This is a genomic window from Mycobacterium sp. 2-64 (assembly GCF_035918375.1).
Taxonomy (GTDB): Bacteria; Actinomycetota; Actinomycetes; order Mycobacteriales; family Mycobacteriaceae; genus Mycobacterium; species Mycobacterium intracellulare.
The window spans coordinates 4536706-4559430 of the sequence record NZ_CP142361.1 but is presented as its reverse complement, the minus strand read 5'-3'; the positions used below and the strand labels follow the sequence as shown (position 1 = coordinate 4559430).

General features: G+C 68.4%; 23 protein-coding genes and 1 pseudogene. 12 read left to right on the top strand and 12 right to left on the bottom strand.

Features of this window, described 5'->3' with window-relative positions; genetic code table 11:
* Positions 1-104: 104 nt before the first annotated feature.
* Genes QGN31_RS21100 through QGN31_RS21090 form a run of 3 tightly spaced genes read right to left on the bottom strand, consistent with a single transcriptional unit; the run spans position 105 to position 1886 of the window.
* Positions 105-383, bottom strand: coding sequence for a MoaD/ThiS family protein (locus QGN31_RS21100; protein WP_009957587.1), 279 nt, complete (start codon positions 381-383; stop codon positions 105-107).
* Positions 384-387: 4 nt separating this feature from the next.
* Positions 388-1482, bottom strand: coding sequence for a GTP 3',8-cyclase MoaA (gene moaA / locus QGN31_RS21095; RefSeq protein WP_009957586.1), 1095 nt, complete (start codon positions 1480-1482; stop codon positions 388-390).
* Entirely contained in the window at positions 1479-1886 is a 408-nt protein-coding gene (locus tag QGN31_RS21090; RefSeq protein WP_009957585.1) for a YccF domain-containing protein, read from the bottom strand. Before QGN31_RS21090 ends, moaA begins: the two co-directional genes overlap by 4 nt.
* 165 nt (positions 1887-2051) lie before the next feature.
* Here QGN31_RS21090 and QGN31_RS21085 point away from each other — a divergent pair, with 165 nt between their 5' ends.
* The 4 genes from QGN31_RS21085 (at position 2052) to QGN31_RS21070 (ending at position 7147) form a co-directional block, all read left to right on the top strand.
* Positions 2052-2459, top strand: a complete 408-nt coding sequence (locus tag QGN31_RS21085; protein WP_008253852.1) for a cold-shock protein — start codon at positions 2052-2054, stop codon at positions 2457-2459.
* 121 nt (positions 2460-2580) lie between these two features.
* Positions 2581-3936, top strand: coding sequence for an IS1380 family transposase (locus QGN31_RS21080; RefSeq protein ID WP_155254931.1), 1356 nt, complete (start codon positions 2581-2583; stop codon positions 3934-3936).
* A 238-nt stretch (positions 3937-4174) separates the two neighbouring features.
* On the top strand, positions 4175-6127 hold the full coding sequence (locus tag QGN31_RS21075) for an acyl-CoA dehydrogenase family protein (RefSeq protein WP_014711026.1): 1953 nt from the start codon (positions 4175-4177) through the stop codon (positions 6125-6127).
* 15 nt (positions 6128-6142) lie between these two features.
* The gene (locus QGN31_RS21070) at positions 6143-7147 is read left to right on the top strand and encodes a glutathione S-transferase family protein (protein ID WP_041298161.1); all 1005 of its coding nucleotides are present in this window, start codon (positions 6143-6145) and stop codon (positions 7145-7147) included.
* Positions 7148-7250: 103 nt separating this feature from the next.
* Here QGN31_RS21070 and QGN31_RS21065 read toward each other — a convergent pair whose 3' ends face one another.
* The 3 genes from QGN31_RS21065 to QGN31_RS21055 form a co-directional block, all read right to left on the bottom strand.
* Positions 7251-8186, bottom strand: a complete 936-nt coding sequence (locus tag QGN31_RS21065; protein ID WP_014941325.1) for an endonuclease domain-containing protein — start codon at positions 8184-8186, stop codon at positions 7251-7253.
* Positions 8187-8470: 284 nt separating this feature from the next.
* The gene (locus QGN31_RS21060) at positions 8471-8947 is read right to left on the bottom strand and encodes a DUF2771 domain-containing protein (RefSeq protein WP_373307964.1); all 477 of its coding nucleotides are present in this window, start codon (positions 8945-8947) and stop codon (positions 8471-8473) included.
* Between the two features lie 20 nt (positions 8948-8967).
* Complete coding sequence (locus tag QGN31_RS21055) at positions 8968-10617, bottom strand: MFS transporter (RefSeq protein WP_036428514.1); 1650 nt, start codon at positions 10615-10617, stop codon at positions 8968-8970.
* Between the two features lie 130 nt (positions 10618-10747).
* Here QGN31_RS21055 and QGN31_RS21050 point away from each other — a divergent pair.
* Positions 10748-11530: pseudogene (locus QGN31_RS21050) on the top strand (DUF3027 domain-containing protein); the annotation flags it as partial.
* Positions 11531-11715: 185 nt separating this feature from the next.
* On the opposite strand, the gene QGN31_RS21045 reads toward QGN31_RS21050, so the two are convergent.
* On the bottom strand, positions 11716-12171 hold the full coding sequence (locus QGN31_RS21045) for an SRPBCC family protein (RefSeq protein ID WP_008253866.1): 456 nt from the start codon (positions 12169-12171) through the stop codon (positions 11716-11718).
* A gap of 23 nt (positions 12172-12194) precedes the next feature.
* Positions 12195-12470, bottom strand: coding sequence for a DUF2530 domain-containing protein (locus QGN31_RS21040; protein WP_008253869.1), 276 nt, complete (start codon positions 12468-12470; stop codon positions 12195-12197).
* 150 nt (positions 12471-12620) lie between these two features.
* Between QGN31_RS21040 and QGN31_RS21035 the strand changes: the two genes are divergently transcribed.
* From QGN31_RS21035 to QGN31_RS21025, 3 genes are read left to right on the top strand one after another with little or no spacing between them, the layout of a single operon-like run.
* Positions 12621-13052, top strand: coding sequence for a MarR family transcriptional regulator (locus QGN31_RS21035; protein ID WP_008253872.1), 432 nt, complete (start codon positions 12621-12623; stop codon positions 13050-13052).
* A complete protein-coding gene (locus tag QGN31_RS21030; RefSeq protein ID WP_008253875.1) occupies positions 13049-13894 on the top strand; it encodes a TrmH family RNA methyltransferase in 846 nt (281 codons plus the stop codon). Before QGN31_RS21035 ends, QGN31_RS21030 begins: the two co-directional genes overlap by 4 nt.
* A 10-nt stretch (positions 13895-13904) precedes the next feature.
* Positions 13905-14183, top strand: a complete 279-nt coding sequence (locus QGN31_RS21025) for a DUF2537 domain-containing protein (RefSeq protein WP_008253878.1) — start codon at positions 13905-13907, stop codon at positions 14181-14183.
* A 51-nt stretch (positions 14184-14234) separates the two neighbouring features.
* Here the strand turns inward: QGN31_RS21025 and sepH are convergent, their stop codons facing one another.
* Both sepH and serC read right to left on the bottom strand, forming a co-directional pair.
* Positions 14235-15005 carry a septation protein SepH gene (gene sepH, locus QGN31_RS21020; RefSeq protein ID WP_014379240.1) on the bottom strand — a complete coding sequence of 257 codons (771 nt, stop codon included), beginning with the start codon at positions 15003-15005 and terminating at the stop codon, positions 14235-14237.
* 135 nt (positions 15006-15140) lie between these two features.
* Complete coding sequence (serC, locus tag QGN31_RS21015) at positions 15141-16271, bottom strand: phosphoserine transaminase (protein WP_085978362.1); 1131 nt, start codon at positions 16269-16271, stop codon at positions 15141-15143.
* Between the two features lie 247 nt (positions 16272-16518).
* On the opposite strand from serC, the gene QGN31_RS21010 reads away from it, so the two are divergent.
* Complete coding sequence (locus QGN31_RS21010; protein ID WP_014711028.1) at positions 16519-17544, top strand: AurF N-oxygenase family protein; 1026 nt, start codon at positions 16519-16521, stop codon at positions 17542-17544.
* 21 nt (positions 17545-17565) lie between these two features.
* Entirely contained in the window at positions 17566-19254 is a 1689-nt protein-coding gene (locus QGN31_RS21005; RefSeq protein WP_043954468.1) for an FAD-dependent oxidoreductase, read from the top strand.
* 53 nt (positions 19255-19307) lie between these two features.
* Here the strand turns inward: QGN31_RS21005 and QGN31_RS21000 are convergent, their stop codons facing one another.
* Positions 19308-19766 (bottom strand): VOC family protein, encoded by a 459-nt coding sequence (locus QGN31_RS21000; protein ID WP_009957306.1) that lies wholly within the window; start codon positions 19764-19766, stop codon positions 19308-19310.
* Positions 19767-19900: 134 nt separating this feature from the next.
* Complete coding sequence (locus QGN31_RS20995) at positions 19901-21022, bottom strand: citrate synthase 2 (protein WP_008253892.1); 1122 nt, start codon at positions 21020-21022, stop codon at positions 19901-19903.
* Positions 21023-21139: 117 nt separating this feature from the next.
* Between QGN31_RS20995 and pdxH the strand changes: the two genes are divergently transcribed.
* Together pdxH and QGN31_RS20985 are read left to right on the top strand one after the other, a co-directional pair.
* Complete coding sequence (gene pdxH / locus QGN31_RS20990) at positions 21140-21769, top strand: pyridoxamine 5'-phosphate oxidase (RefSeq protein ID WP_043954471.1); 630 nt, start codon at positions 21140-21142, stop codon at positions 21767-21769.
* 31 nt (positions 21770-21800) lie between these two features.
* A complete protein-coding gene (locus QGN31_RS20985) occupies positions 21801-22700 on the top strand; it encodes an amidohydrolase family protein (RefSeq protein ID WP_014941329.1) in 900 nt (299 codons plus the stop codon).
* The last annotated feature ends 25 nt before the right edge of the window (positions 22701-22725 follow it).

Genomic DNA, 22725 nt, shown 5'->3' with positions numbered 1-22725 from the left:
CTGCGAAAACCGCAGCAACACACGGTGTTTGCGCAGGTCATTACACTCGAGATTGGAGCGTGACCGCGCCGTTATCGTTCCGTTATGTGAGATGTTTCACAGTTTCAGCCGCCGGAAAATGGCGGCAAGACATCGATCGTGTCACCGGATCGCAACGCGGTGGTCTCGTCGCGCACGGCGACCCCGTCGCAAAGGTACGAGCATCGGCTCAAGACGGTGGCAAGGCGTGATCCGCGCGCGGCCAGCCGCTCGACCAGCTCGCCGACCGTGGTGCCGGGGCGCACCACCAGCGTCTCGGCTTCGACGCCCGCGGCCGCCTGGGCGGCCGCGAAGTAGCGCACCGTCACTCCGATGCCGGTCTCCTGGGCGGGGGACTGCCCCATGGGGCTAGCCACCGATCGCGCTCATCGGGCGGTCGGGCTGGATGAAGTTCGGGTCGTTGATGCCGTGGCCGGCGGGCTTGCCCCACATCGCGGTGCGCCACGCCGCCTCGATCGCCTCGTCGGGTGCGCCGTTGCGCAGCAGCGCCCGAAGGTCCGTCTCTTCCTTGGCGAACAGGCAGCTGCGGATCTGGCCGTCGGCCGTCAACCGGGTGCGGTCACATGTCGAGCAAAACGCGTGCGAGACCGACGCGATGACACCCACCTTGCCGGCCGGCGTGCCGGGGCCCTCGTCGACCAGCCACAGCTCGGCGGGAGCGGATCCCCGCGGCGCCGGGTCCGGTCGCAGCCGGAAATGCGGGCGCAGCGCGGCCAGCACGTCCTCGGCGCTCAACGCCGCGTCGCGCCGCCATTGGTGCCCGGCGTCGAGCGGCATCTGCTCGATGACACGCAACTGGTAGCCGTGCTCGAGGCAGAACCGCAACAGGTCCACCACGTCCTCGCGTCCCGTCGCGGGGTCGAGCACGGCGTTCACCTTCACCGGCGCCAGGCCGGCCTCGTGGGCGGCGGCCAGCCCGGCCAGCACGTCGTCGAGCCGATCACGGCGGGTGATGGCCGCGAAATGCTGCCGATCCACGCTGTCCAGCGAGACGTTGACGCGGTCCAGGCCCGCCCGGGCGAGCCCGGCGGCCCGCCGTGCCAGCCCGACGCCGTTGGTCGTCAGGGAGATCTCGGGGCGGGGCCGTAGCCCGGCCGCCGCGGCGATCACCTCTTCGAGGTGGCGCGCCAGCAACGGCTCACCGCCGGTGAACCGGACGTTGGTGACCCCCAGCCGGGTGACCGCGATGTCCATCAGCCTGGCCAGCTCGCCGGCAGTCAGCAGCTGCTCGCCCGGCAACCAGTCCAGGCCCTCGGCGGGCATGCAGTAGGTGCAGCGCAGGTTGCAGCGATCGGTGAGCGAGATCCGCAGATCCGTGGCGACCCGCCCGTAGGTGTCCACCAGTGGGCCCGCGGACGGCGCCGTCCCAGCAACGGCACGCCCGCCGGCCGGGCCGTCAGGGCGGCTCCGCACCGTCGGGAAACCCAACGCCGTCAGGGTCATGCGGCCACCGGCGGCGCGTAATGAACCGGCGAGTCGACGGGAACGATCTCCTTGCCCAGCGGCATCAGCGACACCGGAATCAGTTTGAGATTGGCCAGCGCCAGCGGAATGCCGACGATCGTCAGCGCCATCGTCACCGCACTGACCAGATGACCGATCGCGAGCCAGAGCCCGAACAGCACCACCCAGATGATGTTTCCGATCAAGGCGCCCGACCCCGAGGTCGGCTTGTCGACGATCGTGCGGCCGAACGGCCACAGCGCGTACGAGGCGATGCGCAGCGACGCGAAGCCGAACGGGATGGTGATGATCAGCAGAAAGCTGACGAGCGCCGCGACGAGGTATCCGGCGGCCATCCATAGGCCGCCGAACAGAAGCCAGATGATGTTCAGGATCAGGCGCATATCACCTCCGCGGGTAATACCAAGCGTACCGAGTGGCCAATAACGGGGGTGCTCGTTAGGGCCGCATCCGAGTAGGATCAGACTCTTAATACGGCGTCCTGCGCAGGCGGGACGCTTATTGTGTTGCCTATTTCTATTGATCCGTAAGACAAGCAGGTGAGACCAGTGCCGACCGGCAAGGTTAAGTGGTACGACGCTGACAAGGGCTTCGGCTTCCTGTCGCAAGAGGACGGCGAAGACGTCTACGTCCGCTCGTCGGCGCTGCCCGCTGGGGTCGAGGGGCTCAAGGCGGGCCAGCGGGTGGAATTCGGTATCGCTTCGGGACGGCGCGGACCGCAGGCGTTGAGCCTCAAGCTGATTGAGCCGCCGCCCAGCCTGACCAAGGCGCGGCGCGACGCGCCCGCCGAACACAAGCACAACCCCGACGAACTGCACGGCATGGTCGAGGACATGATCACGCTGCTGGAGAGCACCGTGCAGCCCGAGCTGCGCAAGGGTCGCTACCCGGACCGCAAGACCGCGCGCCGGGTGTCCGAGGTCGTCAAGGCCGTGGCGCGGGAGCTCGACGCCTAACCTCGATCTTTCGTGAAGATGGGGTGGTGACGGGCGTGTGATGCACGGAAGTGCCTGTCCTGCTTGAGAAAATGTGACTTGTCTAGGGTCCATGTTCTGCAAGCGGGAAGGCACTCCGTAGGTGAAGCGTAGCCGTTGTGGTGGGTTTAGGGTCGAGGCTGGTCGCGAGTCGTTGATTTCCTCGACTGGTGCGGCGCTGCTCGTGCAGACTGCGCAGGTCAGCGGCTTGACGTCGGTTCTCTCGGATCAGCTGCGGTCGTGGCGGGCGCCGCGCTCGGTCCACGATCCGGGCAAAATGGTGCTGGATCTGGCGGTGGCGATCGCGCTCGGCGGTGACTGCTTGGCCGATGCGGCGCTGCTGCGTGCTCAGCCGGAGTTGTTCGGTGCGGTGGCCTCTGATCCCACGATCAGCCGGCTGCTGGAGACTCTCGGCGGGGATCCCGCCGCGGCGATCGCCGCGATCCGTCATGCGCGGGCGAGCGCGCGGGCGACGGTGTGGCAGCTGTGCTGCCCGGTTCCTGTAGCTGGGGAGGTCGTCGTCGATCTGGACGCCACCTTGATCGGGGCGCATTCGGATAAAGAAGGCGCGACCCCGAACTTCAAGCGGGGATACGGGTTTCATCCGATGATGGCGTTCGTTGATCACGGTGCCGGCGGTACCGGGGAGCCGTTGGCGGCGATGTTGCGTCCCGGGCGGGCCAACGCCAGCGACGCCGCCGATCAGATCGCGGTCCTTGATGCCGCGTTGGCCCAACTGCCCCAGGGGGTGCGCGATCGGGTGCTGGTGCGAGGCGACACCGGTTCGGGAGTCAAGGAATTCCTCTGGCACATCCACCACCTGGGTCTGTCCTACTCGGTCGGTGTCTACGGTCGCCAACCCGTGCTGGATGCCCTGGCCGCCCTGCCGCGCCAGGCCTGGCGGCGCGCTAAGGACGCCGATGGGTGTCTGCGCGAGGGCGCTCAGGTTGCCGAACTGACCCGCTGGCTGCCGGCGACGTTCGTTGGCTGGCCGCCAGGGATGCGGGTGATCGCCCGCCGGGAACGCCCACATCCCGGTGCCCAACTGCGCATCACCGATGCCCACGGCTGGCGCATCACGATGTTCGCCACCAACACCACCGGCGGGCGACTCGCCGACCTCGAAGTACGCCACCGACTGCGGGCCCGCGCCGAGGACCGCATCCGCACCCTCAAAGACACCGGCCTGGCCAACCTGCCGCTGCAGGCCTTCGGCAAGAACGAGATCTGGCTCGAGCTGGCCGCTCTGGCCTACGAGCTGCTGACCTGGACCCAACTACTGGCCTGGCCCGATCACCCCGCCCGCAGCTGGGAACCCAAACGACTGCGCCTGCGCCTGCTTTCGGTGGCCGGCCGGGTCATCACCACCGGACGCCGTCGCATCCTGCGCCTGAGCAGACGATGGCCCTGGTCAGAACTACTGACCAGGGGTCAACGAAACCTCGCCGCACTCAATTGAATTCACCGCAACATCCCTACGACCCAGGACCCAGGAGAACCGGCGACCCAGCGCCGGGGACGCTCCACGCCCAACCCACCGCACCGGCAACAACCGACCAATCGACAACAACCAACCCACCTCAAGAAAGATCGAGGCTAACGCGCGAAACGCAGCCAATTCGCAGGCGACGGCTCGGTGGCGAGCCGCAGATGGGGTACTCCACACCCCATGACGGTCGTCTAGCAAGGAGGCTGCGATGGCACAGCAAGCGCAGGTCACCGAGGAACAGGCGAGAGCGCTCGCCGAGGAGTCTCGCGAAACAGGTTGGGATAAACCGTCCTTCGCGAAAGAACTATTTCTCGGTCGTTTTCCGCTGGAGCTGATACACCCGTTCCCCACCCCCGCGGAAGCCGACGAGACCCGCACCCGCGCGTTTCTCGACAGCGTGCGCGAATTCCTGGAGACCGTCGATGGCAGCGTCATCGAACGCGACGCCCAAATTCCCGACGAGTACGTGAAGGGTTTGGCCGACCTGGGCTGCTTCGGGATGAAGATTCCCACCGAATACGGCGGCCTGGGGATGTCGCAGGTCGCCTACAACCGGGCGCTGATGATGGTGACGAGCGTTCATCCCAGTCTGGGCGCACTGCTGTCGGCCCATCAATCCATCGGGGTGCCCGAGCCGCTCAAACTCGCCGGGACCCCGGAGCAGAAAGAGAAGTTTTTGCCGCGCTGCGCCGCCGGCGCCATATCGGCGTTTTTGCTGACCGAACCCGACGTCGGCTCCGATCCCGCCCGATTGGCGTCGACGGCGACCCCCATCGACGACGGGCAGGCCTACGAGCTCGACGGCGTGAAGCTGTGGACTACCAACGGCGTGGTCGCCGAACTGCTGGTGATCATGGCGCGGGTGCCGAAGAGCGAAGGGCGCCGCGGCGGCATCAGCGCCTTCGTCGTCGAGGCCGATTCGCCCGGAATCACCGTGGAGCGGCGCAACAAATTCATGGGCCTGCGCGGCATCGAAAACGGCGTGACCCGGATGCACCGCGTTCGGGTCCCGCGCGAAAACCTGATCGGCTCCGAGGGAGACGGTTTGAAGATCGCGTTGACCACGCTCAACGCCGGACGGTTGTCGATCCCCGCGAGCGCGACGGGCTCGTCGAAGTGGGCGTTGAAGATCGCGCGCGAATGGTCCGGCGAGCGTGTGCAGTGGGGCAAGCCGCTGGCCGAGCACGAAGCGGTGGCCCGCAAGCTCTCGTTCATCGCCGCGACCGTCTATGCGCTCGACGCCGTGCTCGAGCTGTCCGCGCAGATGGCCGACGAAGGGCGCAACGACATCCGGATCGAGGCGGCGCTGGCCAAGCTGTGGTCCAGCGAGATGGCCTGCGTGATCGCCGACGAGGTCATGCAGATCCGGGGCGGGCGGGGCTACGAGACCGCGGAGTCTCTGGCCGCACGCGGCGAACGCGCCGTGCCCGTCGAGCAGGCGCTGCGGGACCTGCGGATCAACCGCATCTTCGAGGGTTCCAGCGAGATCATGAGGTTGCTCATCGCGCGCGAGGCGGTCGACGCGCACCTTGCCGCGGCCGGCGACCTCGCCAAGCCCGACACGGGGTTGCGGCAGAAGGCCGCCGCGGCGGTCGGTGCGAGCGGATTCTATGCAAAGTGGTTGCCGCAGTTGGTGTTCGGTGAAGGACAGCGGCCGCGGGCCTACCACGAGTTCGGTCCGCTGGCGGCGCACCTGCGGTTCATCGAACGCTCCAGCCGCAAGCTCGCACGAAACACCTTCTATGGCATGGCGCGCTGGCAGGCCAAGCTGGAGCAGCGGCAGGGGTTCCTCGGGCGCGTCGTCGACATCGGTGCCGAGCTGTTCGCGATGTCCGCGGCGTGCGTGCACGCGGAGTCGCAACGCGCCGCCGATCCGGTGGTGGGGCAACAGGCCTACGAGCTGGCCGAGGCGTTCTGCGCCCAGGCGACCCTGCGGGTGGAGGCGCTGTTTCGCGGGTTGTGGGACAACACCGACGCAAGCGATGTGCAGCTGACGCGCAACCTGCTGCAGGGCCGGTACGGCTGGCTCGAGGCCGGGATCATCGATCAGTCCGAGGGCACCGGGCCGTGGATCGCCCACTGGGAAGAGGGTGAGTCGACCGAGGCCAATCTGGCCCGGCGGTTCTCATCCGGCGACCGTTCGGCAACGAGCCCGCGTTGAGCCACGATGGAACACATGGCTTCCTACATCGCCCAAGAAGGCGAGTTCAATCGCGACACCGACTACATCACCACCCGCATCACCGCCGATGGCCGTGACGGCTACCCGGTCGAGCCCGACCGGTACCGGCTCGTCGTGGCGCGCGCGTGCCCGTGGGCCAACCGCGCCATCATCGTCCGCCGGTTGTTGGGCCTCGAAGGCGTTCTCTCCATTGGCTTTTGCGGCCCCACCCACGACGAGCGCAGTTGGACGTTCGATCTCGATCCCGGTGGTGTGGACCCGGTCTTGAAGATCCCGCGGCTGCAGGACGCCTACTTCAAGCGGTTCCCCGATTACCCCAAGGGCATCACGGTTCCCGCGATCGTCGATGTGCCGAGTGGGGCGGTGGTCACCAACGACTTCGCGCAGATGACGTTGGACCTGTCGACGGAGTGGTCGGCCTTTCATCGCGACGGCGCGCCCGAGCTCTACCCGGAGCGGCTGCGCGCGGAGATCGACGAGGTCAACAAGCGGGTCTACACCGAAATCAACAACGGCGTATACCGGTGCGGCTTCGCCGGCTCGCAGGAGGCCTACGAGTCCGCCTACGACCGGCTGTTCGCCGCGCTGGATTGGGTGAGCGATCGGCTGGGTCGCCAGCGCTATCTGGTGGGCGACACCATCACCGAGGCCGACGTGCGGTTGTTCACCACGTTGGCCCGCTTCGACCCGGTGTATCACGGGCATTTCAAGTGCAATCGCAGCAAATTGAGCGAGATGCCGGTGCTGTGGGCTTACGCGCGCGACCTGTTCCAGACGCCGGGTTTCGGGGACACCGTCGACTTCGTCCAGATCAAGCAGCACTACTACATCGTCCACGCCGACATCAACCCGACCCGCATCGTGCCCAAGGGTCCCGACCTGTCCGGGTGGCTATCGCCGCACGGGCGAGAGAGCTTGGGCGGCAAGCCCTTCGGGGAGGGGACGCCCCCGGGTCCGCCCGTCGAAGGCGAACGGGTACCGCCCGGCCACGGTGCGTGACCCACCCCCTACCGCCGAACGTGACCCACCCTCTACCGCCGAGCGTGGCCCACCCCCTACCGCCGAGCGTGGCCCACCCCTACCGCCGAACGTGGCCCACCCCCTACCGCCGAACGTGGAGTTGTGGCGGGAGATCGCGGCGTTTTGGCCCAACAAGTCCACGCTCGGCGGCTGAGACCGGGCAACCCGCCGCGACCAAAGCGCCGCGTGCGCGCTCCACGACGACGTACGGCCGGTACCGCAGCATCTCGGCGCTCACCCGGATGATTGACCAGCCCTGGGCTTCGAGTTCTGCCAGGCGATCGATGTCTCGGGCCCGCTGCGCCGGGTCGGTCCAGTGATGCGCGCCGTCGAATTCCACACCGGCCTTCCATTCCTCCCAGCCCATATCGATGCGCGCCAGCACCGCGCCCCATTCGTTGAGCACTTCGATCTGGGTTTGTGGCCGCGGCAATCCGCTGCCGGCGAGTAGTAACCGGGTCCTCGTCTCGTACGGCGATTCAGCGCCCCCGTCGACCATGGTCAGGGCAGTTCGCAACTGCACCAGGCCGCGGGCGCCACGATGGCGGTCGGCCAGCAGTTCGACGTCGGCTGACTTCAAGTCGGTTGCATGCATGAGGGCATCGAGCCGAATCACCGCTGTGGTCAAGCCCTTTCGCCTACCAAGGTCGAACGCCGTGCGCGCCGGCGTGGTCAGGCGCATCCCGTCGCGCGTGCATATTTCGTCGTCGTCCAAGGTGTCGCTGTGCACGATGATGCCCCGTGCTTTGTCGCGGCCGGCACGGTTGAGCTCGGCCGGCAGCCAGTCGTCGATCCACTTGGTGCGGTGTAGCGCCGCCGCGGATAGCCCCGCAAGTGTTGCGGTCCTACGAGACCACAGCCAGGCGGCGACCGCTCGGGTCACCGGCGTCAACAGTTGTCCACGGCGGATGTAGACGTTGCGATGAACCATCTCGAATTCGGTTCGCAATCGGTGCCGAGTAATGACTCCAGCGGCCAGTGCGTCGGTGCCTCGAAATGGCCAGTCCGGGATTTCCATGGGGACACGGTGCCGGTCGGCACCGACACGTCTGGTCGAACGTGGGGTTGTGGCGAGAATTCGCGGCGTGTCGTCGCAACAAGTCGACGCTGGGCGCGGAGGGTGTCGAACGCTGGGCGCGGAGGGTGTCGAACGCTGGGCGCGGAGGGTGTCGAACGTGGGCGCGAAGGGTGTCGAACGTGGGCGCGGAGGGTGGCGAACGTGGGGTTGTGGCGGGAATTCGCGGCGTGTCGTCGCAACAAGTCGACGCTGGGCGTCGACGCTGGGCGTTCGGCGGAAAAGACCTAGAAGACGAGCCGCACAGACCATTCCGCGTGCGGGACATCGCGGAGTTCGCCGGCCGGGTCCACCGCCAAAGTCAGTAACTGCACGACGATCCCGGCGAGGCGACCGCGATGCGGGTCCACCGGCGGAATGGTCACGGCGAGTCGGGTGCCCGGCCGAAAGATGGTGCTGGTGCTGTTCGTTGGATCCTCATACACCTGCACAAGGCGCCACGGCGCCCGATAGATGGCATCGGGCACCGAGAGCTGAATCGGATACCGCTCGCTGACCTGTAGCTCGCCCTGCGTCTGCGGCGTCGCACAGTCTTCGAGGTTGAGCACGTTGCAATAGAGGTAGGGCCCCACCCGGGTCAGGTGTCCATGTGAGTACGCACTGATCTCCGGGCGTTGCGGACCGGAGCGGCCCACCAGCAGCCAGGTGCCGACCCCGACGCCCACACAAAGCAGGGCCATCAGGCAGGCCAGCAACACGGACATGCCGCGGTTGATTCGGGGTTTCACTCGGCGACCACCGCCGGGCTGCCGACACGGCGACGCGCGCCCTCCTGCTCGACCATGATGGGCCTATTACCTCCCAGGCCGGGAATCAGCGAGTTGCCGCGGAAGCTGACGAGCGTCTGCGCCAGGCCCAGGATGAGCAGCGCAGTGACCGCGGTGAAACCGACCCACAGTTCGGTGTACACCAACACACCCACGGCGCCGCCGAGGACCCAGGCCAACTGCAGCGTCGACTCCGAGCGCCCGAACCCCGATGCCCGGGATTCCTCGGGCAGATCGTTCTGCAACGAGGCGTCCAGGGACGCCTTTGCGATCGCGCTGGCCCCCGACGTCACCAGCGTGGCGATCGCGGCCAGCACCAGGTTGCCGCCCACCGAGGCCGCCAATGCGACCGCGCTCACCGCCAGCGTGCAGCGCACCACCAGCACGGCGGGCCGGCCCAGTTTCAGGCGCGCGCTGGTGAAGTTGCCGACGAAGTTGCCGATGCCGGCCGCTGCGCCGATCACCCCGAGTATGGCGACCTGCGCCCACCCGCTAGCGTCATGCGCCTTGGCGACGAATGCCGGATACAAGAACAGAAACCCCACCATGACCTTGATGGTGCAGTTACCCCACAGCGAAGTAATGATGTTGCGGCCCAACGGTTGCCGAAGTGCCCCGCTGACCTCCCTGTGCCAGCTTCGGCGCAGGGGTTCGCTGTCGTGGCGGTAGCTCAAGGTGGCGGGCACCTCCCCGGCGGTCACCTCGACCCAGCGCGGAATCCGCATGGACAGCGACGCCCCGGCGACGGTGACGGCCACGACGACGAACAATGCGCCGGGCAGCTTGAACAGGTGGGTACAGACGAATTCGACGCCCCCGGCGATGGCGCCCCCGGCGATGGTGCCGCCCAGTAGACCGAACATGGTCAGCCGCGAGTTGACCCGCACCAGGTCGATGGTCGGCGGCATCACCCTGGGCGTCACCGCGCTGCGCAGCACGCTGAACGACTTCGAGAACACCATCATGGCCAGCGCGCACGGGTACAGCACCATCGACGGGTAGCTCCCGCTGGCGCCGTCGTAGTTCAGGATCAGCACCAGCGCCAACGCCGTGCGCAGGGCGAACGACGCGGCGAGCGCGACGCGGCGGCCGTGCTGCAGCCGGTCCAGCGCCGGACCGATGAGGGGCGCGATCACCGCGAACGGCGCGATGGTGATCAGCAGATACAGCGCGACGCGGCCCTTGCTCTCCCCGGTCGCCGCGGCGAAGAACAACGTGTTGGCCAGCGCGACGGCCATCGCGGCGTCGACCGCGAAGTTGGCCACCGTGGGCCACGTCAGCGCCGTCAGGCCGGACTTGTCGGCGCCGTCGGCCGTCGCCGCGCGCTGCACCATCCAATACATCCGCGAACCCATCTCGCGGCTGCGCAGCGCCGCGGCGCGGGTGACGGTGATCCGCTCGCCCGAAGACGGCCCGCGAGGGGGCGCGCTGCTGCCACGGTCCGGCTCCGTCTGCTGGCCCAGCGGGGGCAGATAGCGGTTGGCGCTCGGCATCGGCGGCGGGCGGCGCGTTCGGCGCTGCGCACCGTCGCCGGCGGGGTAGTTGGCCGCGCCCGGATGTTGTGCGGCCACGCCATTAGGGGCCCGGCGGCCTGGCTTGGAGGCCACCCGGCCCGGATCGTGTTGCCGCCGCCCAGACACTCCCCGATTCTCCCCTATGCCGGCGACATGCGTCTGCAGGTAACGGGGCGTGGCTCGTCAACCTAGTATTGGAACCGCAATGCAGACAGAAGACAACGTGACCAGACCCACCGAAGGATCCTCCGTGGCGACCGTGGACGAGTGGCCCGAAGGGCTGGCGGCGGTGCTCACGGGCGCGGCCGACCAGGCCAGGGCGGCTGTTGCGGAGTTCAGCGGACCGGAGATGGTCGGCGACTACCTGGGCGTCGGCTACGAAGACCCCAACACCGCCACCCACCGGTTCCTGGCGCACCTACCCGGCTACCAGGGGTGGCAGTGGGCCGTGGTCGTGGCCGCCTATCCCGGCGCCGATCACGCCACCGTCAGCGAGGTGGTGCTGGTCCCGGGGCCGACGGCTTTGCTGGCGCCGGAATGGGTGCCGTGGGAACACCGGGTGCGCCCCGGGGACCTCAGTCCCGGGGATTTGTTGGCGCCCGCCGCCGACGATCCCCGCCTGGTTCCCGGCTACACCGCCAGCGGCGACCCGCAGGTCGACGAGACCGCCGCCGAGATCGGGCTGGGCCGTCGCTGGGTGATGAGCGGCGAGGGCCGCGCGGCAGCGGCCGAACGCTGGCACACCGGCGATTACGGCCCCGACTCGCCGATGGCACGATCCACCAAGCGCGTTTGCCGCGACTGCGGCTTCTTCCTGCCGCTATCGGGATCCCTCGGCGCGATGTTCGGCGTGTGCGGCAACGAGCTGTCGGCCGACGGGCACATCGTCGACAAGCAGTATGGCTGCGGTGCGCACTCGGACACCCCGGCGCCCGCGGGCACCGGGTCCCCCGCGTACGAGCCCTACGACGATGGCCTGCTGGACGTCACCCAGGCGCCGGTCGAGCCGACCGCGCCGTCCGAGCCGACGGAAGAGACGACCGAGACCACGGAGGAGGCGGCCGAGCCGACGCAGGAGACGTCGGAAGCCCAGCCGGAGTCGGTGATCCGAGCGCCGGAGGCGCAGTCCGAGACCGAGACTGCCGAATCCGAGCAGCAGTCCGCACCCGAGCCCCAGAGCGAGTCGCTGGACTAGCCCTTTTCTGCGGCGGCCTTGATGCGCGCCAGCGAGGCGTTCATGCCGTCGAGCAATTCGTGTTCGAAGTTGTCGGTGCCGCCGAAGAGCGCTTTGACCGACAGGTTCGAAAACGCGGTGACACCGTTTTCGGCGTGGCGGCTCTCGATCACCCGGGTGCCCTCGCCGGCCGGTTCGAGCTCATAGCTCCAGATTGTGTTGTTGGTGTCGACGCGGAACGCGAGTTTGCGGTCCGGGACGATCTCGACCACCGTGCAGGTGGTCGGCCAGAACATCCGGTTGCGGCGGTTGAGGTTCAGGGTGCGCGTGCCCTGACGCAGCGGGCCGAACGGCTTCATCCAGCGGCACTGCGGACTCCACTCCGGCATTCGCCGAAGGTCGGAAATCAATTCCCACACTTTGGCAACCGGTGCGTTGATGTCGACGTGCGCTTGCAATAGCGGGGCTACCATCGCTCCTCCAATGGGTCAGCGAATCATTTTTCGTCGAGGTAGTTTTCGAGTCCGGCCTGGGCGCCGCGGGCGCCGCGGCGTGCCGCCGCGAGTTGGAGCAGGAAAATGGTCGTACCGAGCAGCCCCACGCCCAGACCGGCCAGCGTCACCGGGCGCCAGCTCGTCAGGGCGGGCACCAGGAACGCCGCGGCCGCCGCGGCGACCCAACCCAGCGCCCCGAGCGCGATGAACGCCCACGCGTGCACCAGTACCGCCGGCAGCGGCGGCGGTGCGCGGTGGTGATCAGGTTCGGCGGACATCGCGAATAACATAGCCCGCCGCCGGTCCCCGCCGGGCGCTCACCTACTTGCCGAAACTAAGCGCTTCGATGAAATTCCGCGGCATTTGGCGGAACGAATCAAGAGCCGGTTGGTGTCCCGGTTTCTCAGGCTTGCGTGTAACCTCGCGCCATGCCTGACAGCGATGCGCGGCTCGCCAGCGACCTGTCACTGGCTGTCATGCGGCTGGCCCGCCAGCTGCGGTTCCGCAACCCGTCGTCGCCGGTGTCACTGTCGCAGCTGTCGGCGCTGGCGATGCTGGCCAACGAAGGTCCGATGACGCCGGGCGCCCTGGCGATTCGCGAACGGGTTCGGCCGCCGTCGATGACGCGGGTGATCGCGTCGCTGGCCGAGATGGGTTTGGTGGACCGCGTGCCGCATCCCGTCGACGGCCGGCAGGTGCTCGTCTCGGTGTCCGAATCCGGGGCCGAGTTGGTCAAGGCCAATCGTCGCGCCCGTCAGGAATGGCTGGCCAAGCGGCTGTCGACGCTGGACACCGAGCAGCGCGACATCCTGCGCAGCGCCGCCGATTTGATGTTGGCGCTGGTCGACGAAAGCCCGTGAGCGCCGATGCCGGCAACGTCCAGGACGTCGAGGATCCCGATGACCCGAGGCTCGACGACTTCCGGGACCTGAACAGTGTCGATCGCCGTCCCGACCTGCCGTCGGGCAAGGGGCTGGTGATCGCCGAAGGCGTGCTGGTGGTTCAGCGCATGCTCGCGTCCCGGTTCCACCCGCATGCCCTGCTCGGCACCGACCGCCGGCTCACCGAGCTCAAAGACGACCTCGCCGGCAGCGCCGTCCCCTTCTACCGGACGTCCGCCGACGTCATGGCGCGCGTGGTCGGCTTCCACCTCAATCGCGGCGTGCTGGCGGCCGCCCGGCGGGTGGGGGAGCCCAGCGTGGCCGAGGTGATCGCCGGCGCCCGCACCGTCGCCGTGCTCGAAGGGGTCAACGATCACGAGAACCTGGGCTCGATTTTCCGCAACGCGGCCGGGCTCGGCGTCGACGCCGTGGTATTCGGCAGTGGGTGCGCCGACCCGTTGTACCGCCGCGCCGTCCGGGTGTCGATGGGACACGCGCTGCTGGTGCCGTATGCGCGCGCAACCTGTTGGCCGGCCGAGCTGATGACGTTGAAGGAGAACGGGTTTCGGCTGCTGGCTATGACCCCGCACGAGTCGGCGTGCCCGCTGGCCGAGGCGATCACGGCCGCGCGGGGCGAACGCGTCGCGGTGCTGGTGGGCGCCGAGGGACCCGGGCTGACGCCGGCCACCTTGCGGTGCAGCGATGTGCGGGTGCGCGTTCCGATGTCGCGCGGAACCGACTCGCTCAACGTCGCGACCGCGGCTGCACTGGCGTTCTACGAGCGCTCGGTGACGAGAGGCGGCGATGAACGGTCAGGCTAGGCTTCGGCTGATGAAGGACGAGTCCGTGCCCTGGGCAACGGGTTTGACGGTGGCCGCGTTCGTCGCGGCGGTCACCGCCGCGGCGATCGTCGTGCTCACTCTGGGCTTGGTTCGCGTGCACCTGCTGCTGGCCGTCGGGCTCAACATCGTGGCCGCGGGGGGACTGGCGCCGACCCTGTGGGGGTGGCGGCGCACCCCGGTCCTGCGCTGGTTCGTGCTCGGCGCCGGAGTCGGCGTGACGGGAGCGTGGGTCGCGCTTCTCGCCCTGGCGGCCGCGGGCCGCGCCTAGTGGTGATCGCGAGCGCGGCGCAGCCGGGCGAAGCGGGTCGCGCCTAGCGGGCTAGCGCTGCCCTCCCGAGCGCACGCCGAGCAGCACGTCCTCCCACGCCGGGATGACCGGCTTGCCCCGGCGGGTGTGCACGGGTTTTTCTTCCGGCTCCGGGGCCGGCTCCTGCGTGACGGGCGGCTTCGCGGGCTCTTCGAAGTCGACGTGGGCCACCCGCGCCACCGGCCGCAGCGGACGCTCGAAGGTCGGGTCGATCAACGCGCTGGCCGCGTCGTCGATGGCGGTGACGGTCCCGCCGTGGGCGCCGGGCGTGAAGCAGAAATGCGCGAGGTTGTCCGAACGGCCGACCTTCCACGCGAGCTGGACCGTCCACCGGTTGTCTTCGTTGCGCCAGGCGTCCCAGCTGAGTTTGTCGTGATCGAGGCCCCGCGTCACCAAGGCGGTGCTGACGGTCTCCAGCAGGGTCAGCACGGCGGGACCGTCGGCCAGCATGGGATGGGCGGCGGTTGCCAGCTCCGCGGCCCGGAACCGTTCCAACAGCACCGGGTGGGCAAAGCGGCGGATCCGCGACACGTCCGACCCCGACGCCGCGGCGACCTGCTCGACGGACGCGCCGGCGCGGATCTTGGCCTGAATTTCTTTGGGGCTGAGCATGTTGGTGACTTCGATCTCGAGCTGCGGCTGCTCGGGGTGCTGGGCCGCATCGCGCAGAACGGCCCGCAGGCGGTCGTCGGCCGCCAGCTTGAACTGCTCCGCGGGATCATCGCTCTCGCAGATGACATATTTGCTGTCGGCATCGAGCCCAACCACTTTGAGTTCCCGCATGGCTATCTCCTCGCAGGCTCCGTGCAGATCAGCGACGGACCCGTCACGGCGCACTTTAGTCCAGCAACCGCCCATCATCTGTGCTGACACGCTGGGCGGCGGCGCGCCGATTACCGGCTGTTCAAGGGCGCGCGACTAGAGCCGCTCAACGACCCAGTCGACGCACTCGGTGAGGGCGCTGACGTCGTCGGGATCCACGGCCGGGAACATCCCGACCCGCAGCTGGTTGCGGCCGAGCTTGCGGTAGGGCTCGGTGTCGACGATGCCGTTTGCCCGCAGGACCTTCGCCACGGCCGCGGCGTCGACGTCGTCGGCGAAGTCGATGGTGCCCACCACCTGCGAGCGCAGCTTCGGGTCGCTGACGAACGGGGTGGTGTAGGGCCGCTCCTGTGCCCACGAGTACAGCCGTCCCGAGGAGTCCGCCGTGCGCTTGACGGCCCAGTCCAGCCCGCCGTTGCCCAGCATCCAGTCGACCTGCTCGGCCATCAGCGCCAGGGTGCCGACCGCGGGGGTGTTGTAGGTCTGGTCCTTCAGGCTGTTCTCCACCGCGATGGGCAGCGACAGGAAGTCGGGCACCCAGCGGCCCGAAGCGGCGACGGACTCGACGCGGGCCAGCGCGGCGGGGCTCATGACGGCCAGCCACAGCCCGCCGTCGCTGGCGAAGTTCTTCTGCGGCGAAAAGTAGTAGGCGTCGGTCTCGGCGATGTCGACGGGCAGGCCGCCGGCCCCGGACGTCGCGTCGATGACGACCAGCGCGTCACCGGAGTCGGTGGGTCGGCGCACGGGCACCGCGACCCCGGTCGAGGTCTCGTTGTGGGCCCACGCGATCACGTCCACCGACGGATCGCTCTGGGGTTCGGGGGCGCTGCCCGAATCCGACTTGATGACGACGGGGTCGCCGACGAAGGGGTTCTTGGCCACCGCGGAGGCGAACTTCGAGCTGAATTCCCCATAGGACAAGTGCAGCGAGCGCTTGTCGATCAGGCCGAACGCCGCGGCGTCCCAGAACGCCGTCGCCCCCCCGTTGCCCAGAATGACCTCGTAGCCGTCCGGCACCGAGAACAGCTGAGCGAGCCCCGACCGCAGTCGGCCCACCAGATTCTTGACCGGCGCCTGCCGGTGCGAGGTCCCGAACAGCGGCGCCGCCGTCGTGGTCAGCGCCTGCAGTTGCTCGGGCCGGACCTTGGACGGGCCGCACCCGAAGCGGCCGTCGCGGGGCTTGATGGCGTCGGGAATTTGAAGGGAATCTGCGAGCTGGTCAGCCATGCTCATCAGGGTAGTGAGCCACCCTGGCGGGCCGTTGCGGCGGGCCGACCGTCGGACCGGGCCGTCAACGCAAAACGCCTGCTCGGGGGGCCTCCGACGTTTCCTCCGTTGTGATCCAGGGCATACGAATTCGATGACCACTGGTCAGGTCACAGTGCCTCGGACGGGTCTAGGAAATATCCGGTACCTCCGGTACTGTCTGGACATAGCACGTCCAAATGTAAACCTCATTGAGGAGGCCTAGGTTATGGCTAGGACGCGATTGGTCCGGCGTTGGCGCCGCAACATGGAAGTGCGCGACGACGTTGACTACGTCAACATGCTTGCCACACTGTCCGAGGGGTCGGTGCGGCGCAACTTCAACCCGTACACCGACATCGATTGGGACTCACCGGAATTCGCTGTCACCGAGAACGACCCTCGGTGGATCCTGCCGGAGACCGACCCGCTGGGCCGTCATCCCTGGTACTTGGCGCAGTCCGACGAGCGCAAGATCAAGATCGGGATGTGGCGACAGGCCAACGTGGCCAAGGTGGGACTGCACTTCGAATCCATCCTGATCCGCGGCCTGATGAACTACACGTTCTGGGTGCCCAACGGCTCGCCCGAATACCGGTACTGCCTGCACGAGTCGGTCGAAGAATGCAACCACACCATGATGTTCCAGGAGATGGTGAACCGGATAGGCGCCGACGTCCCGGGCATGCCGCGGATGCTCAAGTGGCTGTCGCCGTTGGTTCCGCTGGTGGCGGGGCCGCTGCCGGTGGCGTTCTTCATCGGCGTGCTCGCCGGCGAGGAGCCCATCGACCACACACAGAAAAATGTGCTGCGCGAAGGCAAGTCCCTGCACCCGATCATGGAACGGGTGATGGCGATCCACGTCGCCGAGGAAGCGCGCCACATCTCGTTCGCCCACGAGTTCCTGCGCAAGCGGGTGCCGGAATTGACCAAGAGGCAGCGGTTCTGGACCGCGTTGTACCTGCCGCTGACCATGAAGGTGCTCTGCCGCGCGATTGTGGTGCCGCCCAAGGCTTTCTGGCAGGAGTTCGACATCCCGCGCGAGGTCAAGAAGGAACTGTTCTTCCGGTCGCCGGAATCGCGTAAGTGGCTCAGCGACATGTTCGGTGACGTGCGAATGCTGGCCTATGACACCGGCCTGATGGAGACGCGCTCGGCGCGGCTGATGTGGCGGTTGTGCAAGATCAACGGCAAGCCGTCGCGCTACCGCAGCGAGCCGCAGCGCCAGCACCTGGCCTCGGTCCCGGCCGCGTAACGAGTCCGGTCTGTAGGTTTCATGCCGCACGTTATTACCCAGTCGTGCTGCAACGACGGGTCCTGTGTTTTCGCGTGTCCGGTGAATTGCATTCACCCCACGCCGGACGAGCCCGGCTTCGCCACCTCGGAGATGCTCTACATCGATCCGGCGGCCTGCGTGGACTGCGGCGCCTGCGTGAGCGCGTGCCCGGTCGGGGCCATCGCGCCCGACACCCGGTTGGACACCAAGCAGCTGCCCTTCGTCGAAATCAACGCGTCGTTCTACCCGAAACGGCCCGAGGGTGAGAAGCTTCCGCCGACGTCGAAGCTGGCGCCGGTCATCCCGGCCGCCGAAGTGCGGGCCCGCCGCCGGCCGCTGACCGTGGCCATCGTCGGATCGGGTCCGGCGGCGATGTATGCCGCCGACGAGCTACTCACCCAGCACGGCGTGCGCGTCAACGTCTTTGAGAAGTTGCCCACCCCGTACGGGTTGGTGCGGGCCGGGGTGGCGCCCGATCACCAGAACACCAAGCGGGTCACCCGCCTCTTCGAGCGGGTCGCCGGCCACGAGCGCTTCCGCTTCTATCTCAACGTCGAGATCGGCGAACACCTCAGCCATGACGACCTGCTGGCTCACCACCACGCCGTGCTGTACGCCGTGGGTGCGCCCGACGACCGTCGCCTGGACATCGAGGGCATGGGTTTGGCCGGCACCGGGACCGCGACCGAATTGGTGGCCTGGATCAACGGTCATCCCGACTTCGCCGACCTGCCAGTCGATCTCGGCCACGAGCGGGTGGTAATCATCGGCAACGGGAACGTCGCCCTCGACGTCGCCCGGGTGCTCACCGCGGACCCCGACGACCTGGCCCGCACCGACATCGCCGACCACGCCTTGGCGGCGCTGCGCGGCTCGGCGGTGCGTGAGGTGGTGATCGCCGCCCGGCGCGGCCCGGCCCAGTCGGCGTTCACGTTGCCCGAGCTGATCGGGCTCACGGGCAGCTCCGAGGTCGTCCTCAGCGCGGCCGACCACGAACTGGTCGCGGCCGACCTGGCGACGGCGGCGGATCCCTTGACGAAAAACAAGCTGGAAATCCTGAGCACGCTCGGCGACGATTCGGCGCCGGCGGCACGCCCGCGGATCAGGCTGGCATACCGGCTCACCCCGACCCGTGTGCTGGGGGAGCAGCGTGTCTCCGGTCTGGAGTTCTCGGTCACCGGCACCGATGAGGCGCGCCGCCTGAACACGGGCCTGGTGCTGACGTCGATCGGCTACCGCGGCAAGCAGATTCGTGGGCTTCCCTATGACGAATCGTCGGCCGTGGTGCCCAACGACGGCGGGCGCGTCGTCGATCCCGCCTCGCGCGCACCCGTGCCCGGCGCGTACGTCGCGGGCTGGATCAAGCGGGGACCGAGCGGGTTCATCGGGACCAACAAGTCGTGCTCGTTTGAGACCGTGCAGGCCCTGGTGGCCGATTTCAACGCCGGCAAGCTGACCGAACCGGCGGCCAAGCCCGAGGCGCTGGCCGCCCTGGTGCGCTCCCGTCGGCCCGAGGCCGTCGACGCCGCGGGATGGCGTGCCATCGACGCCGCCGAAATCGCGCGCGGCAGCGGTGACGGCCGGCCCCGCAACAAGTTCACCGACGTCGCCGCGATGCTCGCGGCCGCCGCGACCGCCGAGCCGGCCCCGCCACCGCGACGCCGGCTCTTGGACCGGCTGCTCGGTTAATGCCGATGGCGGCGACCCGCCGCGCCCGGCCGCGGCCGCGCTTGCGATCGCCGCTAGCCGGCGCCCTGCCCGGACATCGCCGCGGTGATCTCTTCCATGCTGACCTCGCGGACCGGCTGCCCCAGCGACCAGTGGTGGCCGAACGGGTCGGCGACCACGCCGTAGCGGTCGCCCCAGAACTGGTCCTCCAACGGGGCCACCACGGTGGCACCGGCGTCCAGCGCCCGCTGGAAGCTGGCGTCGACGTCGGTGACGGTGAGGTGGATCGTCACCGGGGTGCCTCCCAGCGAGGTCGGTGTCATCGACTTGCCGCCACACACCTCCGGGAAGTCGTCGTTGAGCATCACCGTGAAGCCGTTGATGCGCAGCGCGGCGTGCACCAGTTTGCCGTCCGGGCGCGGCACGCGCCCGATCTCCTCGGCCCCAAAAGCGTTGACGTAGAAGTCGATTGCCGCGGCGGCATCGTCGACCACGAGGTGGGGGGACAGTGCGGGTTCGATGTTGATCGCCATCCTGATTCTCCTTGCTGTCGGTTCCGTCGCCTGCCCACCGCGGACAGGCTCACGACGTATGACTGCGTCGGCGACGCAAAGTCATCGCGCGACAGCAACCATTAGATCGCCGGGCACCGACAACCAGGAAGGCCTCAGGCGTTGGTGAGGCTGCGGTCCCAACCCTCGACGGATTCCGGGCTGCGCGGGGCAGGGCCCACGTAGATGGCCGACGGCCGGACCAGCTTGCCCAGCCGCTTCTGCTCGAGGATGTGGGCGCACCACCCGGCGGTGCGTCCGCAGGTGAACATCGCCGGCATCATGTTGGCCGGCACCCGGGCGAAGTCCAGGATGACCGCAGCCCAGAACTCAACGTTGGTCTCGATGGCCCGGTCCGGGCGCCGCTCCCGCAGCTCGGCCAGCGCGGCCTGCTCCAGCGCCACGGCAACCTCGTGGCGCGGTGCGCCCAGCCGCTCGGCGGTGGCGCGCAGCACCCGCGCCCGCGGGTCCTCGGCGCGGTACACCCGGTGCCCGAATCCCATCAGCTTGTCGCCGCTGTCCAAGATCTTCTTCACCAGGCCCCGCGCGTCGCCGGTGCGCTCGACCTCTTCGATCATCGGCAGCACCCGCGCCGGCGCGCCCCCGTGCAGGGGACCGCTCATCGCGCCGATCGCCCCGGACAGCGCCGCCGCCACGTCGGCGCCGGTGGAGGCGATCACGCGCGCGGTGAACGTCGAGGCGTTCATCCCGTGCTCGGCGGCCGAAACCCAGTAGGCGTCAATCGCTTCGACGTGGCGCGGGTCCGGCTCGCCCTGCCAGCGCGTCATGAAACGGGCAGTGACCGTTTCGCATTCGTCGATCACCCGCTGGGGCACCGCGGGCTGATAGATGCCGCGCGCGGACTGGGCAACGTAGGACAGCGCCATGACGGACGCCCGGGCCAGCTGGTTGCGGGCGGTGGCGTCATCGGTGTCCAGCAGCGGCTTGTACCCCCAGATCGGGGCGAGCATCGCCAGGCCGGCCTGCACGTCGACGCGCACGTCGCCGGTGTGGATGGGCAGCGGGAACGGCTCGGCGGGCGGCAGCCCGTGGCCGAACTTGCCGTCGACCAGCAACGCCCAAACGTCGCCGAAGGTGACCTGCTGACCCACCAGGTCTTCGATATCGACACCGCGGTAGCGCAGCGCGCCGCCGTCTTTATCCGGCTCGGCGATTTCGGTGGTGAAGGCGACCACGCCTTCGAGGCCGGGGACAAAGTCTTCGGGGACCACAGTCATGCCGAAAATTCTCGCACCCCCCGCTCGGGCCGACGCTACCGGCCGGTAGCAAGCGCCGGTAGCGTTGACGCGATGGCACGACGGGACCCCGAGCCAGGAAAAGAGCACCTGCAAAGAATGCGTGTGGAATACGGATCGGCGGAGAAGGACGGCAGTCCCGATCTCGACGCGGACTGGCTCGGCGATGGTTGGGTTTCGTTGTTGCGCAAATGGATCGACGACGCCGAGCGATCGGGTGTCGCCGAGCCCAACGCGATGGTGCTGGCCACCGTCACCGCCGACGGGCGGCCGGCGAGCCGATCGGTGCTGTGCAAGGGCGTCGACGAGACCGGGATCACCTTTTTCACCAACTATGACTCGGCCAAGGGCGACGATCTGGCCGCGACGCCGTACGCCGCGGTCACGTTTCCCTGGTACCAGCTCGGCCGCCAGGTCCACGTCCGCGGCCCGGTGAGCAAGGTCACTGCGGAGGCGACCCAGGAGTACTGGTCGAAACGACCGCGCGGATCACAGCTGGGCGCCTGGGCCTCGCATCAGTCGCAACCGATCGCCTCGCGGGCGGCCCTGCTGGGCCAGCTGGAGGAGGTGACCGCGCGCTTCGCCGACCGCGAGCAGGTTCCGGTGCCGCCGGGCTGGGGCGGCTATCTCATCGCGCCCGAGATGGTCGAGTTCTGGCAGGGACGGGAAAACCGGTTGCATAACCGCATCCGGGTCAGCGGCGATCGCATCGAGCGCCTCCAGCCGTAGCGTGCCCGCGCGGCGGCTAACTTGGCTGGCGATGGACGAAACGGAGTCGGTACGTCGGATCTGGACGGCGCTCGGGCTGCCCGGCATCGTCGACGTGCACACGCACTTCATGCCCAAATCCGTGATGGACAAGGTGTGGCGGTACTTCGATGACGCCGGCCCGCTGGTGGGACGGCATTGGCCGATCGCCTACCGCAGCGACGAACAAAACCGACTGCGAACCCTCCGCGGCTTTGGGGTCCGGGCGTTCACGGCGCTGATCTATCCGCACAAGCCGCACATGGCGGCCTGGTTGAACCAGTGGGGCCGATCGTTCGCGGCGACGACGCCCGACTGCCTGCACACCGCGACGCTGTACCCCGAACCCGGTGTCGAGGACTACGTCGGTCAGGCCATCGCGTCCGGCGCCCGCGTATTCAAGGCCCACATTCAGGTCGGCCGCTACAGCCCCACCGACCCGTTGCTCGACGGCGCCTGGGGCGTCATCGAAGACGCCGCGATCCCCGTGATCATCCACTGCGGCTCGGGTCCCGTCCCCGGCGAACACACCGGCGTCGGGCCCGTCGCGGCACTGCTCGCGCGCCATCCGCACCTGCGGTTGATCATCGCCCACCTGGGCATGCCCGAGTACACGGATTTCCTCGACCTGGCCGAGCGCTACGACGACGTGCGGCTCGACACCACGATGGCGTTCACCCCGTTCGTCGAGGAGGCCATGCCCTTCCCGCCCGCCGAGTACGGACGCCTCCGTGATCTCGCCGACCGCATACTTTTCGGGAGCGACTTTCCCAACATCCCGTACGGCTACGTCGACGCGGTCGAGGTCCTCACCCGGCTGCCCGGCATCGACGATGTGTGGCTGCGAAAGGTGTTACACGACAACGCCGCTCACGCCTTCGGGTTGGCCGGGCCGATGTCCACGGCGGGGTGATGGGCGCCGCTTTCCGGGACAATGG